Source organism: Tsukamurella sputi (assembly GCF_007858445.1).
Taxonomy (GTDB): Bacteria; Actinomycetota; Actinomycetes; order Mycobacteriales; family Mycobacteriaceae; genus Tsukamurella; species Tsukamurella sputi.
The window spans coordinates 764,874-778,158 of the sequence record NZ_VIGV01000002.1; the positions used below are offsets into that span (position 1 = coordinate 764,874).

Annotated in this window: 12 protein-coding genes; 4 read left to right on the forward strand and 8 right to left on the reverse strand. The window is 71.5% G+C overall.

The window, feature by feature from the left end:
• Positions 1–41 precede the first annotated feature (41 nt).
• From FK268_RS08900 to FK268_RS08910, 3 genes are read left to right on the forward strand one after another with little or no spacing between them, the layout of a single operon-like run.
• Positions 42–935 (forward strand): Sir2 family NAD-dependent protein deacetylase, encoded by an 894-nt coding sequence (locus FK268_RS08900; protein ID WP_146433177.1) that lies wholly within the window; start codon positions 42–44, stop codon positions 933–935.
• Positions 932–3,145 (forward strand): glycoside hydrolase family 3 C-terminal domain-containing protein, encoded by a 2,214-nt coding sequence (locus tag FK268_RS08905; protein WP_146433178.1) that lies wholly within the window; start codon positions 932–934, stop codon positions 3,143–3,145. Before FK268_RS08900 ends, FK268_RS08905 begins: the two co-directional genes overlap by 4 nt.
• Positions 3,146–3,205: 60 nt before the next feature.
• Positions 3,206–3,559, forward strand: coding sequence for a helix-turn-helix domain-containing protein (locus FK268_RS08910; protein WP_146433180.1), 354 nt, complete (start codon positions 3,206–3,208; stop codon positions 3,557–3,559).
• A 4-nt stretch (positions 3,560–3,563) separates the two neighbouring features.
• On the opposite strand, the gene FK268_RS08915 is transcribed toward FK268_RS08910, so the two are convergent.
• The 3 genes from FK268_RS08915 to FK268_RS08925 all read right to left on the reverse strand — a co-directional run bounded on the left by FK268_RS08915 (position 3,564) and on the right by FK268_RS08925 (position 5,870).
• Positions 3,564–4,148, reverse strand: a complete 585-nt coding sequence (locus tag FK268_RS08915; protein WP_146433182.1) for a ClpP family protease — start codon at positions 4,146–4,148, stop codon at positions 3,564–3,566.
• The gene (locus tag FK268_RS08920; RefSeq protein WP_146433184.1) at positions 4,145–4,762 is read right to left on the reverse strand and encodes a ClpP family protease; all 618 of its coding nucleotides are present in this window, start codon (positions 4,760–4,762) and stop codon (positions 4,145–4,147) included. Before FK268_RS08920 ends, FK268_RS08915 begins: the two co-directional genes overlap by 4 nt.
• A gap of 100 nt (positions 4,763–4,862) precedes the next feature.
• Positions 4,863–5,870, reverse strand: a complete 1,008-nt coding sequence (locus FK268_RS08925) for an AurF N-oxygenase family protein (RefSeq protein ID WP_146433186.1) — start codon at positions 5,868–5,870, stop codon at positions 4,863–4,865.
• 161 nt (positions 5,871–6,031) lie between these two features.
• On the opposite strand from FK268_RS08925, the gene FK268_RS08930 reads away from it, so the two are divergent.
• Positions 6,032–6,478, forward strand: a complete 447-nt coding sequence (locus tag FK268_RS08930; protein WP_146433188.1) for an SRPBCC family protein — start codon at positions 6,032–6,034, stop codon at positions 6,476–6,478.
• 14 nt (positions 6,479–6,492) lie between these two features.
• On the opposite strand, the gene proB is transcribed toward FK268_RS08930, so the two are convergent.
• The 5 genes from proB to FK268_RS08955 all read right to left on the reverse strand — a co-directional run bounded on the left by proB (position 6,493) and on the right by FK268_RS08955 (position 12,994).
• Complete coding sequence (proB, locus tag FK268_RS08935) at positions 6,493–7,635, reverse strand: glutamate 5-kinase (RefSeq protein WP_146433189.1); 1,143 nt, start codon at positions 7,633–7,635, stop codon at positions 6,493–6,495.
• Positions 7,632–9,095 (reverse strand): GTPase ObgE, encoded by a 1,464-nt coding sequence (gene obgE / locus FK268_RS08940; RefSeq protein ID WP_146433191.1) that lies wholly within the window; start codon positions 9,093–9,095, stop codon positions 7,632–7,634. Before obgE ends, proB begins: the two co-directional genes overlap by 4 nt.
• Positions 9,096–9,204: 109 nt before the next feature.
• The gene (gene rpmA / locus FK268_RS08945) at positions 9,205–9,468 is read right to left on the reverse strand and encodes a 50S ribosomal protein L27 (RefSeq protein WP_146433193.1); all 264 of its coding nucleotides are present in this window, start codon (positions 9,466–9,468) and stop codon (positions 9,205–9,207) included.
• Positions 9,469–9,513: 45 nt separating this feature from the next.
• Positions 9,514–9,825, reverse strand: a complete 312-nt coding sequence (gene rplU / locus FK268_RS08950) for a 50S ribosomal protein L21 (RefSeq protein ID WP_146433195.1) — start codon at positions 9,823–9,825, stop codon at positions 9,514–9,516.
• Between the two features lie 148 nt (positions 9,826–9,973).
• Positions 9,974–12,994 (reverse strand): translation initiation factor IF-2 N-terminal domain-containing protein, encoded by a 3,021-nt coding sequence (locus FK268_RS08955; RefSeq protein WP_146433197.1) that lies wholly within the window; start codon positions 12,992–12,994, stop codon positions 9,974–9,976.
• Between the last annotated feature and the right edge of the window lie 291 nt (positions 12,995–13,285).

The window sequence follows — 13,285 nt, forward strand, 5'->3', positions numbered from 1 at the left end:
GACCGCCCCGTCGGCCCCGTTCCGGCGAGTAGCCTGGTGGCGTGCGCACTGCGATACCCGCCTGGGAGCCCGCGGAGGCCACGGCGCCCGATGCCGACTGGGCAGAACGGCTCGACCGGGCTCGGAAGCTGCTGATCGGGCGGAGCATCGTCGCTCTCACCGGCGCGGGCGTCTCCACCGCGTCCGGCATCCCCGACTACCGCAGCCCGGGGGCTCCCCGTCGGACTCCGATGACGCTCCAGCAGTTCCTCGGCTCCGCCGAGTTCCGGCGACGGTACTGGGCGCGCAACCACCTCGGCTGGCGGCACATGGATTCCGCGCGGCCCAACGCCGCGCACCGGGCTCTGGCCGCACTCCCCGGCGTGACGGGGGTGATCACCCAGAACGTCGACCTGTTGCATCTGAAGGCGGGTTCGCGCGGGGTGATCGACCTCCACGGCAACTACGCCCAGGTTCGCTGTCTGAGTTGCGACTACCGGATCAGCCGCCACCGCCTGCACGCCCGGCTCGAGCCGCTCAACGCCGGCTTCACGGCACGGATCGCCGGACGCGGCGCGCTCGAGGTCGCGCCGGACGCCGACGTCGTGGTCGAGGACACGACGGACTTCACGATGGTCGACTGCCCCACGTGCGACGGCGTGCTCAAGCCCGACATCGTCTACTTCGGCGAGTCGGTGCCCAAGCCGCGCGTCGCGCGGGCCTTCGACGCGGTGGACGGCGCCGACGCCCTGCTCGTGCTCGGCACCTCCCTCACCGTGATGTCCGGCCTCCGGTTCGTGCGGCACGCCGCCAAACAGGGCAAACCCGTCGTCATCGTCAACCGCGGACGTACGCGTGGCGACGAGCTGGCGGACGTCACCGTCGACGTGGACGTGGCAACGGCGCTGAACCGCCTCACCGACGACCGTCGCACCCCGACCGAGAGGACCCGATGACCTCCGCCGCCGACCTGTCGCTCGAGGACCGCGCCCGGCTCCTCACGGGCGCCGACTTCTGGACCACCGCCGCGGCCCCCGGAGTCCCGTCGATCGTGCTGACCGACGGACCGCACGGCGTGCGCCGCCAGATCGGGGCATCGGATCATCTCGGGCTGAACGCGGCCGCACCCGCGACCTGTTTCCCGCCGGCCGTCGCAGTGGGGTCCAGCTGGAACCCGGAGCTCGCACGGTGCATCGGCGCGGCGGTCGCCGCCGAGGCGCGGGCACTCGGCGTCGCCGTCGTCCTGGGTCCCGGCGTGAACATCAAGCGGCACCCGCTGTGCGGCAGGAACTTCGAGTACTACTCGGAGGACCCGCTCCTGGCCGGTGCGCTCGGCGCCGCCCAGGTGCAGGGGCTGCAGAACGGTGGCGCGGGCGCATCGGTGAAGCACTTCGCGCTGAACAACCAGGAGACCGAGCGCATGCGGATCAGCGTGGACGCGGATCCGCGCACCGTCCGCGAGATCTATCTGCCCGCCTTCGAGACGATCATCCGCGAGGCGGCGCCCGCGACCGTGATGTGCTCCTACAACCGCATCGGCGGCGTCTACGCCTCCGAGAACCCGTGGCTGCTCACCACCGTCCTGCGGGACGAGTGGGGATTCGGGGGCCTCGTCGTCTCCGACTGGGGTGCGGTCCACGATCCCGTCGCCTCGGTGCGGGCCGGCCTCGACCTCGAGATGCCACACGGCCCGCACAGCACCGCGAAGGTCGTCGCCGCCATCGAAGCCGGCGAGCTCGACGAGGCCGTCGTGACGGGCGCGGCGCAGCGCGTGATCGATCTGGCGCGCTGGGCACCGTCGGATCACGAGCCCGCGCCGGACCTCGGCGCGCACCACGCTCTGGCGCGGGAGGCGGCGGCGGAGTGCGCCGTGCTGCTGCGCAACGAGAACGCGACGCTCCCCCTGGGTACCGGCTCCGGCCCGATCGCCGTGATCGGCGAACTGGCGCGCACCCCGCGCTTCCAGGGCGGCGGTTCGAGCCACATCAACGCCACCCGCGTCGACGTGCCGCTCGACGAGATCAGCTCGCAGGGTGCCGATCTGGGTCTCACCGTGGAGTTCGCGGCGGGGTACGCACTGGACGACGAGGGCGACGCCGAGTCCCTCCGCGCCGAGGCGGTCGCCACGGCCGGCCGGTCCGGCGTGGCGGTGGTCTTCGCCGGGCTCACCGAGTCCGAGGAGTCCGAGGGCTTCGACCGCCCCGATCTCGCGATCGCCCCTCGGCAGGTCGAACTCGTCCGCGCGGTCGCGGCCGCAGCACCCCGCACGGTCGTCGTCCTGGTCGGCGGGGGCGTGGTCGAACTGGAGTCGTGGCACGACGAGGTGGACGCGATCCTCGAGACCTTCCTCCTGGGCCAGGGCGGCGGCGCGGCCGTCGCGGACCTGCTGTTCGGCCGAGCGGAACCGTCGGGCCGGCTCGCGGAGACGATCCCCCACCGGCTCGAGGAGACGCCCGCATTCGGCACCTTCCCCGGCGAACTGGGCACCGTGCGCTACGGCGAAGGTCTCCTGGTGGGGTACCGCTGGTACACCACGCGCGGAATCGCCCCGCGGTACCCGTTCGGTCACGGTCTGAGCTATACCGACTTCGCGGTCGACGACCTCGCCGTCCAGGTCACCGGCACCGACAGCGCGACCGCCACGGTGCGCGTCACGAACACCGGATCGCGCGCCGGGAGTCACGTGGTGCAGCTGTACATCGGCGGCGGGCCCGGCCCCGTCTTCCGGCCCCGACGGTCCCTGGCCGCGTTCCGCAAGGTCGCGCTCGAACCCGGCGAGTCGACGACGGTGACCCTCGACCTGCCGCGACGGGCCTTCGCCTTCTGGGACGTGCGGCGCGGCGACTGGGTCGTCGCACCCGGCCCCTACCTCGTGGAGGCGGGGCGCAGCAGCTCGGACATCGACGCCGCAGCGGAGATCGTGCTCGACGGCGACACCATCGTCGAAGCCCTGGACATGGATTCGACCATCACCGAGTGGGCGTCACACCCCGTCGCGGGCGAGGGCTTCCGCGCAGCACTCGCGGGGGCCGCGGGCGGCATGCCCGCCGACCAGCTGCTGGAGCTCGCCGGTTCGATGCCGCTCGGGAAGGCGCTCGACATGCTGCCCGGACCGGCCGGCGACGAGGCGCGGGCCCGGCTGGAGGCCGCGGTCGCCGCGCAGTGACCGCTCTGCTCAGAGCGGATCCGACGGTGCCCGGCGCCCGGGGGTCGTAGCGTTGCCGGTATGACGATCCGCGGCGAGGCACTGTTCCGGCACGAACTCGGCGCCCACCTACGCCGATTGCGGCACGAGCGGGGTGAACGCCTGACGGATACCGCTGAGCGGGCCGGGATCTCACCGCAGTACCTGTCCGAGATCGAGCGGGGCCTCAAGGATCCGTCCAGCGAGATGCTCGCCGCGATCGCCGGCGCCTTGGACACCGGGGTCGGGGCCGTCGCGATCGAGGTGGGACGACGCCTGCAGCCGGCCCGGCCCGCCCTGCGCCTGGATCTCACGACGACCGCGGTGCCGGCGGCCCGCCCCGTCTCCCCCGCTCCGGCATCCCAGGGCCCCCGCCTCCTGGCCCTGGCGGCGTGACGGTTCAGGCCTCCTCGATCACCTCGTCGATCAGTCCGTAGCCGACGGCCTCCTCCGCGGTGAAGACGCGGTCGTGATCGGTGTCCGCACGCAGTTCCTCGGGCGTCCGCCCGGTGTGCCGCGCCAGCACCCGTTCCATCTGCGCGCGGACGCGGATCACCTCGTCGGCCTGGAGGATCAGGTCCGGGATCGTGCCGCGCCCCTGCGCGGAGGGCTGGTGCAGCACCACGCGCGCGTGCGGCAGGCCCATCCGCCGGCCGGGTGTGCCGCCCGCGAGGAGCAGCGCGCCCACCGCGACGGCCTGGCCGACGCAGGTGGTGGCGATCGCCGGCCGGATGTACCGCATGGTGTCGTAGATCGCCAGCGCCGCACTGGGATCACCGCCCTCGCAGTTGATGTACAGCTGGATCTCGCCATCGCCGTCGGAGGCGAGGAAGAGCAGCTGGGCGACGATCGCGTTCGCGACGCCCGCGTCGATCGCCGTGCCGAGGTAGACGACGCGCTCGGAGAGCAGGTGCGAGTAGACGTCGGTGATCCGCTCGCCGTTCGGGCGTCGGTCGATGACATTGGGAATGGTGTACGTGCTCATCGAACCGCCCCCGCCAGGTCGAATCCCGCGCGGCGCCGGCCGGGCACGACGGTCTCGAAGGAGTCGACGATCTCGTCGATGAAGCCGTATTCGCGCGCCTGCTCCGCGGTGTACCAGCGATCGTGCAGCGAGTCCTCGAAGATCTGCTCCACGGGCCGGCCGGTGTCCGCCGCGATCAGGCCGAGGACCGTGTCGCGGGTGTGCCGCAGATCGCCCGCTTGCAGCTCGATGTCGACCGCGGTACCTCCGATGCCCGCGGACCCCTGATGCATGAGCACGCGGGCGTGCGGCAGGGCGCGGCGCTTGCCGGGTGTACCGGCGGAGAGCAGGAACTGGCCCGCGCTGTAGGCGATGCCGAGGACGAGGGTCGAGACGTCGCACGGGACGAGTCGCATGACGTCGCGGATCGCGAGCATCGACGGGACGGAGCCGCCGGGCGAGTGGATCCAGAGCGCGATGTCGGCGGAGCCTGTGGAGGCCAGAGAGAGGATCTGCGTGGCGAGCAGGGAGCCGTTGTCGTCGTCGAGCGGACCGTCGAGGACGACGACTCGTCGGTCGTAGAGCTCACGGCGCACGCTCTCGGTGAAATGCGGGATCTTCGGGTTATCAGTCATGCGCCCATGATGGAGTGGCGCGGGACCGTGAGACAGACGAATCCGCCTGGGGCGGAACCGCTCACGGCAGCTCCGCTCCAGGCGGATTCGTGGGGCCGGGTCAGCCCGCGGAGTAGGCGGGCTCGCTGCGGAAGCGCGAGACGCGGCCGTCGATGCCGAGGGCCCGCCACAGCACCCGCGAGACCGGGTTCATCAGCTTGGTCTTCTCGGCGAGCAGCCGGACGTCACCGAAGACCTCGCGCTTCATTGCCTGCGATTCGGGCGAGCGCCAGTACATCTGCTTCCAGACCTCACGCGGAATGTCGAACCGCTTGCGGAACTCGCGCGGCGGTACCGCGATCGCGGTGAGCAGCGAGCGCATCACCAGCGGCAGCGCCAGCGAGAGCAGGAACCGCGGGAAGGCGCCGCGGGTGGGGATGCGATGCTCCAGCAGCTGGTGCGCGAAGGAGATGTGCCGCGCCTCCTCCGCCACGTGGATCTGCATGACCGCGGTCATCGTGGGGTGCTGCTCGATGCCGGAACGCAGGAACTGCTTCTGCACGTGATCGATCGGCTCCTCACCGCCCAGCACGCCCATGTAGAAGATCATCGGGAAGGTCGTGGCCGCCAGCGGGATGAACGGTGAGAGGCGGCGGAACCACAGAGGGCCGCCCGGTACGTCCATGCCGATCCGGTTGACGAACTCCTGGAACATCAGCGTGTGCTGGCACTCCTCCTTCGCCTCATGGGTGGCGTAGCGGAATTCCGGCGAGTTGTTCGGTTGCACGGCGGTGTACTGCATGATGCCGCGGATCAGCACCGACTCGAACTGCAGGCCGACCTTGGCCACGTTGGCCTGGCGCCACATGCCCATCTCGATCTGCTTCGCGCGCGGCTGCGAGCGGTACCACTCGGTGCGGCCGATCGGGTCGAACCGGGAGTCGAGGATCCACCGCGGATCGTCCGGGACCACGGCCAGCTCGGGCGAGTCCCAGTCGATGTCCACGTACGGATCGAAATTGCGCTCGACGGAGGCCTCGGACAGATCCTGCAGGGTCTGCTCGTACTCCGCCTGCCCGGGGAACGGACGGCCACGTGTGCGACCCATGTGCGTGATGTGCAGTGCCATGACGGACTCCTCCTGCGGGCTGACACAGTTCTATTGAAAATGTACCACGATGCTGGACATTTCCTACCCGTCTGTATGAACGCGCAGGCCACGCCTGTAGGGTCGCCGATGACTTTTCCGGGACGCCGAGTCCCGGGTGTTCGCCCGACGCCGGAGGTTCCATGACCACGATCCACCACACCGCGACCGCGTCCGTGCCCCTGAGCACCGCCTTCGCGCACGTCGCGGACTACCGGACCGTGCCCCAGTGGTTCGTCGGGATCAGCAGGTTCGCACCCCAGGGCGAGAAGGACTACGGCCTGGGCGCCACCTACGACTCCGCGGTCAAGATCGGCCCGAAGGAGATCGGCTCCGTAGTGCGGGTGACCGAGTTCGAGGAGGACCGCCTGATCACGCTCACCTCGATCGCGGGGTTCAAGACCACGTCTCGCTGGACCTTCCGCGCCGTCGACGACGACCGGACCGAACTCGACGTCGAGTTCAGCTACGAACTCCCCGGTGGTCTCGCCGGCAAGGCGCTCGGCATGATCATCGAGCCCTTCGCCGTGCAGGCCGTGAAGGCCTCCGAGTCGGCGCTCCGCCGCGACCTCGAGGGCACCCGGGCCTGATCCGACCCGGAGCTCTACCGCACCGGCACCAGGTCGTCCGCGTGGACGACCGGCCGCCGCAGGCCCTCGGGCAGCATCGACGTGCCCTGTCCGAGCATCGCCTCGATCTCCGCGTGGTCGTAGGCCACCACGCCGCGGGCCCGGACCGTGCCGCGCAGGTCGCGCAGGTTCACCACGTCGCCGCCGGAGAAGGTGCCGCTCACACCGTGCACACCCGCGGGGAGCAGCGACCGCCGGCGATCCACGACCGCGGCCACGGCACCGTCGTCCAGCACGAGGTCCCCGTGCACGTCCGCGGCGTGCCGCACCCAGAACCGCCGGGCCGACAGGCGCACGGCCCGGGGCCGGAAAACGGTGCCGACGTCGGCACCGTCGAGCGCGCGATCCGCGAGCGCGGCGGCGGTCAGCAGCACCGGTACGCCCGCGTCGGCGGCCAGCCGGGCCGCGGAGAGCTTCGAGGCCATCCCACCCGTGCCGAGCGCGCCGCCCGAGCCGGCGACCACTCCGTCGAGGTCCTCGGGGCCGTCGACGGCTCCGATGAGCGAGGCGTCGCCCTTGCGCGGGTCACCGTCGTAGAGCCCGTCGACGTCGGAGAGCAGGACGAGGGCGTCGGCGCCGGTCAGGTGCGCCACGAGTGCGGCGAGCCGGTCGTTGTCACCGAAGCGGACCTCGTTGGAGGCCACGACGTCGTTCTCGTTGATGATCGGGACGGCACCCAGTGCACGCAGCCGGTCGAGCGTGCGCTGCGCGTTCGCCGCGTGCACGCGCAGGCCGATGTCGTGCGCGGTGAGCAGGACCAGCGAGACGATGCGGTCGTACCGCCGGAAGGAGGCACCCCAGGCGTTGGCGAGCTGCAACTGCCCCACCGAGGCGACGGCCTGCTTGGTGGCGAGGTCCGTCGGCCGTCGCTTGAGGCCGAGAGGCGCCATGCCGGCGCCGATCGCACCGGACGAGACGACGATGACCTCGGTCCCCCGGTCCAGTCGCGCCACGATGGCGTCGGTCAGCGCGTCCAACCGGTCGGAGGCCAGGCCGTGTTCCAGGTCGGTCAGCGCGGAGCTGCCGATCTTCACGACCAGCTTGCGGGCACCCGCGACGAGCGCGCGCATGTCCCCGTCGAGGAGCTCCGCCGCGACCGTCCCGGGCGCCTCGGTCATTCGTCGTCCTCGTCGTCGTCGCTCGCGAGACCGCGCCGCACGTCGTGCTGGCGGCGGCGCTCGGCGGCGCCCACGCGGTCGTTCTGCTCGAGCCGGATGTCGGTGCCGCGGCCCGTGACGGGCACGTCGTCGATAGTGCCCAGCGTGGGCTCCCAGTTGAAGCACACGTCGCCGATGGTGACGGGGCAACCGGGCTCCGCACCGAGCTTGATGAGCTCCTTCTCGACGCCGAGGCGGTTGAGACGATCGGCGAGGTAGCCGACGGCCTCGTCGTTGTCGAACGGCGTCTGCTTGATCCACCGCTCGGGGCGCGGGCCGCGCACGATGAAGCCGCCCGGCTGATCGGGATCGGAGATCACCTCGAAGCCGGACTCGTCGATCGCGATGGGCCGGATGACGGGCCGTCGCGCGACGGGGGTGCCCCGCTCCTCGCGGTACCGCTGCACCAGCTCGGCCAGCGCGAAGGTCAGCTCCCGCAGGCCGGTGTGCGCGACGGCGGAGATCACGAAGACCGGCCAGCCGCGCGACTCGAATTCGGCACGCACCATCTCGGCCAGTTCCTCGGCGTCCGGCACGTCCGCCTTGTTCAGGACGACGATGCGCGGACGCTCGGACAGGTCGCCCAGGCCGGTGTCGGCGGCGAGCGCGGGCTGGTAGGCGGCGAGCTCGGCCTCGAGGGCGTCGACATCGCTCACGGGGTCACGGCCGGGCTCCATGGTCGCGCAATCCACGACGTGGGCCAGCACGGCACAGCGCTCGAGGTGGCGCAGGAAGTCCAGGCCCAGGCCGCGGCCCGTCGAGGCGCCGGGGATGAGGCCGGGGACGTCGGCGATGGTGAAGGTCGTCTCCCCCGCCGAGACCACGCCGAGGTTCGGCACGAGCGTGGTGAAGGGGTAGTCCGCGATCTTCGGCTTCGCGGCCGACAGCACCGAGACCAGCGAGGACTTGCCCGCCGAGGGGAAGCCCACGAGGCCGACGTCGGCAACGGACTTGAGCTCGAGCACGAGGTCACGGACCTGGCCGTCCTCACCGAGGAGCGCGAAGCCGGGGGCCTTGCGCGCCTTCGAGACGAGCGCGGCGTTGCCCCGGCCGCCGCGGCCGCCCTGGGCCGCATCGAACCGGGTGCCGGCGCCCACCAGGTCGGCCAGCATCTTGCCGTCGGTGTCCAGCACGACGGTGCCGTCCGGCACCTTGAGGATCAAGTCCTGGCCGGAGCGGCCCTCACGGTTGCCGCCCTCGCCGGGCTTGCCGTTGGTGGCCTTGAGGTGCGGCCGGAAGTGGAAGTCGAGCAGGGTGTGCACCTGCGGATCGACCTCGAAGATCACGGAGCCGCCGCGGCCTCCGTTGCCACCGTCGGGACCGCCGAGCGGCTTGAACTTCTCGCGGTGGATCGAGGCGCAGCCGTGGCCCCCGTTACCGGCCGTGACGTGCACCGTCACCCGGTCGACGAACCTGGACATATGAACCTCTTTCTACCGATGTGCCCTACTGGGCGAAAAGCCGAAGGCGGGCGGATCCCACGTGGAGACCCTGCCCGCCTTCGAAAAGACTCGTGTCGCTGCTGCGGGACTAGGCCTCCGCAGCGACCGGCACGATGTTGACCGTCTTGCGGCCACGCTTGGTGCCGAACTCCACCGCGCCCGCCGCGAGGGCGAACAGCGTGTCGTCGCCGCCACGGCCGACGCCCACGCCCGGGTGGAAGTGAGTGCCGCGCTGGCGGACCAGGATCTCACCGGCGCTGACCTTCTGGCCACCGAACCGCTTGACGCCCAGTCGCTGGGCGTTGGAATCACGACCGTTGCGCGAGCTGGACGCGCCCTTCTTGTGTGCCATCTGGCTACTCCTGTACTAAAAAGTGGTGTGGTCTTCGTTCGCCAGTCAGGCGATCGCGGTCACCTTGACGACCGTCAGCTTCTGCCGGTGGCCCTGACGCTTGTGGTAGCCGGTCTTGTTCTTGAACTTGTGGATCCGGATCTTCGGGCCCTTGACCTGATCCACGACCTCGGCCGTGACCGAGACCTTCTCCAGGGCGGCGGCGTCGGTGGTGAGGTTCGCGCCGTCGACGACGAGCGCGACGGGCAGCGAGACGCTGCTACCGGTCTCGGCGTCGATCTTCTCGACCTTCACCAGGTCGCCGACGGCGACCTTGTACTGCTTGCCGCCGGTCTTGACGATCGCATACGTGGCCATCTTCTCCACTTACCTCTTCAACACATCTCGTAGTTCAGCGCGCGCCAGGTGCGCGGCTCGTATCACGCGGGAACTCCCGGACCGCGCACGCACGAGCGCGCCGCCGGAAAAGCGACCTTCCCAGGTTACGGGAACGCCGACGGCAGGGTCAAACCGGCTGGTCCGCCCTGTCGGCACCGTCGTTCTCGGCTCCGCCCGCCGCCGGCCCGGCCGGTCGGGCCGCGGCCCGTCGCCGAGCGCGCTTGCGGGCGGGCTCGGCCACCGACGCACCGGCGCTGTCCGTCGCGGCCGCGGGGGCGTCGGCCGCCGGGGCGGCGATGTCCACGACGATCGTCTGCGGCGCGGCCGAGGTTGTGGTGGGCGACTTGCGTGCCACCCGCCGGCGTCGCGGCGTCGACGGTGCCGTCGCCTCGGGAGCCGCAGCCGGCTCAACGGGAGCCGCAGTCGCCGCATCGGCGGGGGACTCTGCGGTCTCGATGGGAGCGTTCGCCGACTCCGTGGTCGCCTCGGCCGCGGGGGTCTCCACAACCGCGGTCTCCCGCTCGACGGTGGCGTTCTCGCCGGCGTCGTCCTGCTCGGGCGCCTCGCCGTCGTGATGGGCGGCCATCGCCCGGAACATCGGGTGCTCGCCCTTGTGGGCGGCCGGCTCCTTGGCGGGGGCGGGAGGCGCGGCCGGGGCCTGAGCCTGGGCGGCACCGTCGGACTTGGTGCGCTTGCGCTTCTTGCGGCCCGAGCCCTCCGCCTTGTCGCCGGAGCGTCCGCCGTCCTCGCCGCCGCCCGCGGACTCGACCGGGGCGTCGTGGACGATGATGCCGCGGCCCGCGCACGCCTGACACGGCGTGGAGAAGGCCTCGACGAGGCCGGTGCCGATCCGCTTGCGGGTCATCTGGACGAGGCCCAGCGAGGTGACCTCGGAGACCTGGTGGCGGGTGCGATCGCGGCCCAGCGCCTCGGTGAGGCGGCGCAGGACGAGGTCGCGGTTGGACTCGAGGACCATGTCGATGAAGTCGACGACGATCATGCCGCCGATGTCGCGCAGGCGCATCTGCCGCACGATCTCCTCGGCCGCCTCGAGGTTGTTCCGCGTGACGGTCTCCTCCAGGTTGCCGCCGGCGCCGGTGAACTTGCCCGTGTTGACGTCCACGACCGTCATCGCCTCGGTGCGGTCGATGACCAGCGTGCCGCCCGAGGGCAGCCAGACCTTGCGGTCCATCGCCTTCGCGAGCTGCTCGTCGATGCGGTAGGTCGCGAAGACGTCAGGTGCGTCGGCGTGGGCCTTCTCGAACTTCTCGACGCGCGGCAGCAGGTCGGGCGCCACGGTCGAGACGTACTTCTCGACGGTGTTCCAGGGCTTGACGCCCTCGATGACGAGCTTGCTGAAGTCCTCGTTGAACAGATCGCGCACGACCTTGACCAGCAGGTCCGGCTCCTCGTAGAGCGCCTTGACGCCCTTCTGCGAGGACGCGGCCTCGATCTCGGCCCACTGCGCCTGCAGCCGCGCGACGTCGCCCGCGAGCTCCTCGGCGCTGACGCCCTCGGAGGCGGTGCGGATGATCACGCCGGCGTCGGCGGGCACGATCTCCTTGAGGATCTCCTTGAGGCGCTTGCGCTCGGTGTCGGGCAGCTTGCGCGAGATGCCGGCGGAGCCGCCGCCGGGTACGTAGACCAGGAAGCGGCCCGCGAGCGAGATCTGGGTGGTGAGACGGGCGCCCTTGTGACCCACCGGGTCCTTCGACACCTGCACCAGCACCTGATCGCCGGGCTTGAGCGCCTGCTCGATCTTGCGGGCGTTACCGTCCAGGCCGGCGGCGTCCCAGTTGACCTCACCGGCGTAGAGCACGCCGTTGCGGCCGCGGCCGATGTCGACGAAGGCGGCCTCCATCGAGGGCAGCACGTTCTGCACGCGCCCCAGGTAGATGTTGCCGACCATCGAAGCGGAGCTCGACGAGGTGACGAAGTGCTCGACCAGCACGCCGTCCTCGAGCACGGCCACCTGGGTGTAGTCCTGCGGGTGCGGGACGGTGTGCCCGTCCTGCCCCTCGGACGGGCCGACGCCGGTGCGCTCGCGCACCACCATCACGCGGTCGACGGCCTCGCGGCGCGCGAGGAACTCGGACTCGGTGAGGATCGGCGGGCGGCGGCGCACGGTGTCGCGGCCGTCGCGGCGGCGCTGGCGCTTCGCCTCGAGGCGGGTCGAACCGCTGATGCCGCGCACCTCGTCGCGGCGCGTGCGCTGCCGCGGCTCGCGCTCGTGCACGACGGTGTTGGGCGGATCGTCCGAGGACTCGGCCTCGGCCCCGTCCTCCCCCGTGCCGGCGCGGCGGCGACGGCGGCGCCGACGGCGACGCGAGCCGCCGTCGGTCACGTCCTCGACATCATCGGACTCGGACTCGTCCGCCTGCGCGTCGTCGGACTTCTGCTCAGCGTCGGACTCGTCGGTCGCTGCGCCGTCGGACTTCGACGGGGTCGCGGGCCGCTCGGCGGCGTCCGCGTCCTCCGCCTGATCGGACTGCTCCTGGCCGTCCTGCTCCTCGGCGTTCTCACCGCGACCACGACCACGACCGCGCCGGCCGCGGCGACGGCGACGGTTGCCGCCGGGCTCGTCGTCGTTCTGCTCGGTCGACGGAGCCGCCTCGGCGGTCTCGGTATCGGCCTCCGCCGTCTCCGTGATGTCCGCACCGGGGGCCTCGGCCTTCTCAGCGACGGGCTCGACGTCCTGCGACTTCGGTGCGCGCGCCTTGCGCGAGGGCTTCTCGACCTGCTCGGGCTGCAGGAACAGGGGCGCGTTCGCGTCGAAGGCGGCCGGGGTCTGCTCCACGACGACGGGCTCGGCGACGGCAGCGGCCGAGAACAGCGACGGCGTCGCCTCGGCGGCGGCCTGCGCGGGCGCCTCCTCCGCGGGCTGCTGCGGAACCTCGGCGGCATCGGCGTCGTGGTCCGCCGCGGGTGCGCCCGCCGCCTCGGCGATGCGGTCGCGCACGCGCTCGGCGGCGCTGCGATCGATGCTGGAGTGCGCACTGCGCGCAACGAAGCCGAGCTCGCCGAGGTGCCCCAGCACCTCCTTGCTGGTGAGGCCCAGCAGACGCGCCAGCGCGTGGACGCGCAGCTTCTGCGGGAACTCCTCCCGAGCTTCGTTGTTCTGTTCTTCCGGCGACGTTGTGTCGGCCACTCAATACTCCTACCGACCCCCGGGCGCGATCACCTTCGGTCGCGGCCACGCGGGGGCGTGTCATGTGGTGCGGGCGAAGGAAGTGCTCCTACCGCCCCACGTTTGTCAAGGTCTGCACGTGTCTCGTGCGTGGCGCACGCGGACCCCTGGTTCTGCGGGTCAGCCGGGCCGGTCGGTGCTGCGCGGTTGCGCGCGCCGACGTGCGTCCGATGTCAGTATCCCACACCCCACAGGCAGTGCGGAAAAGTATCGGGCCCGCGCCGCGCGGTTCGCGCGGGCGGGCCCGTCGGG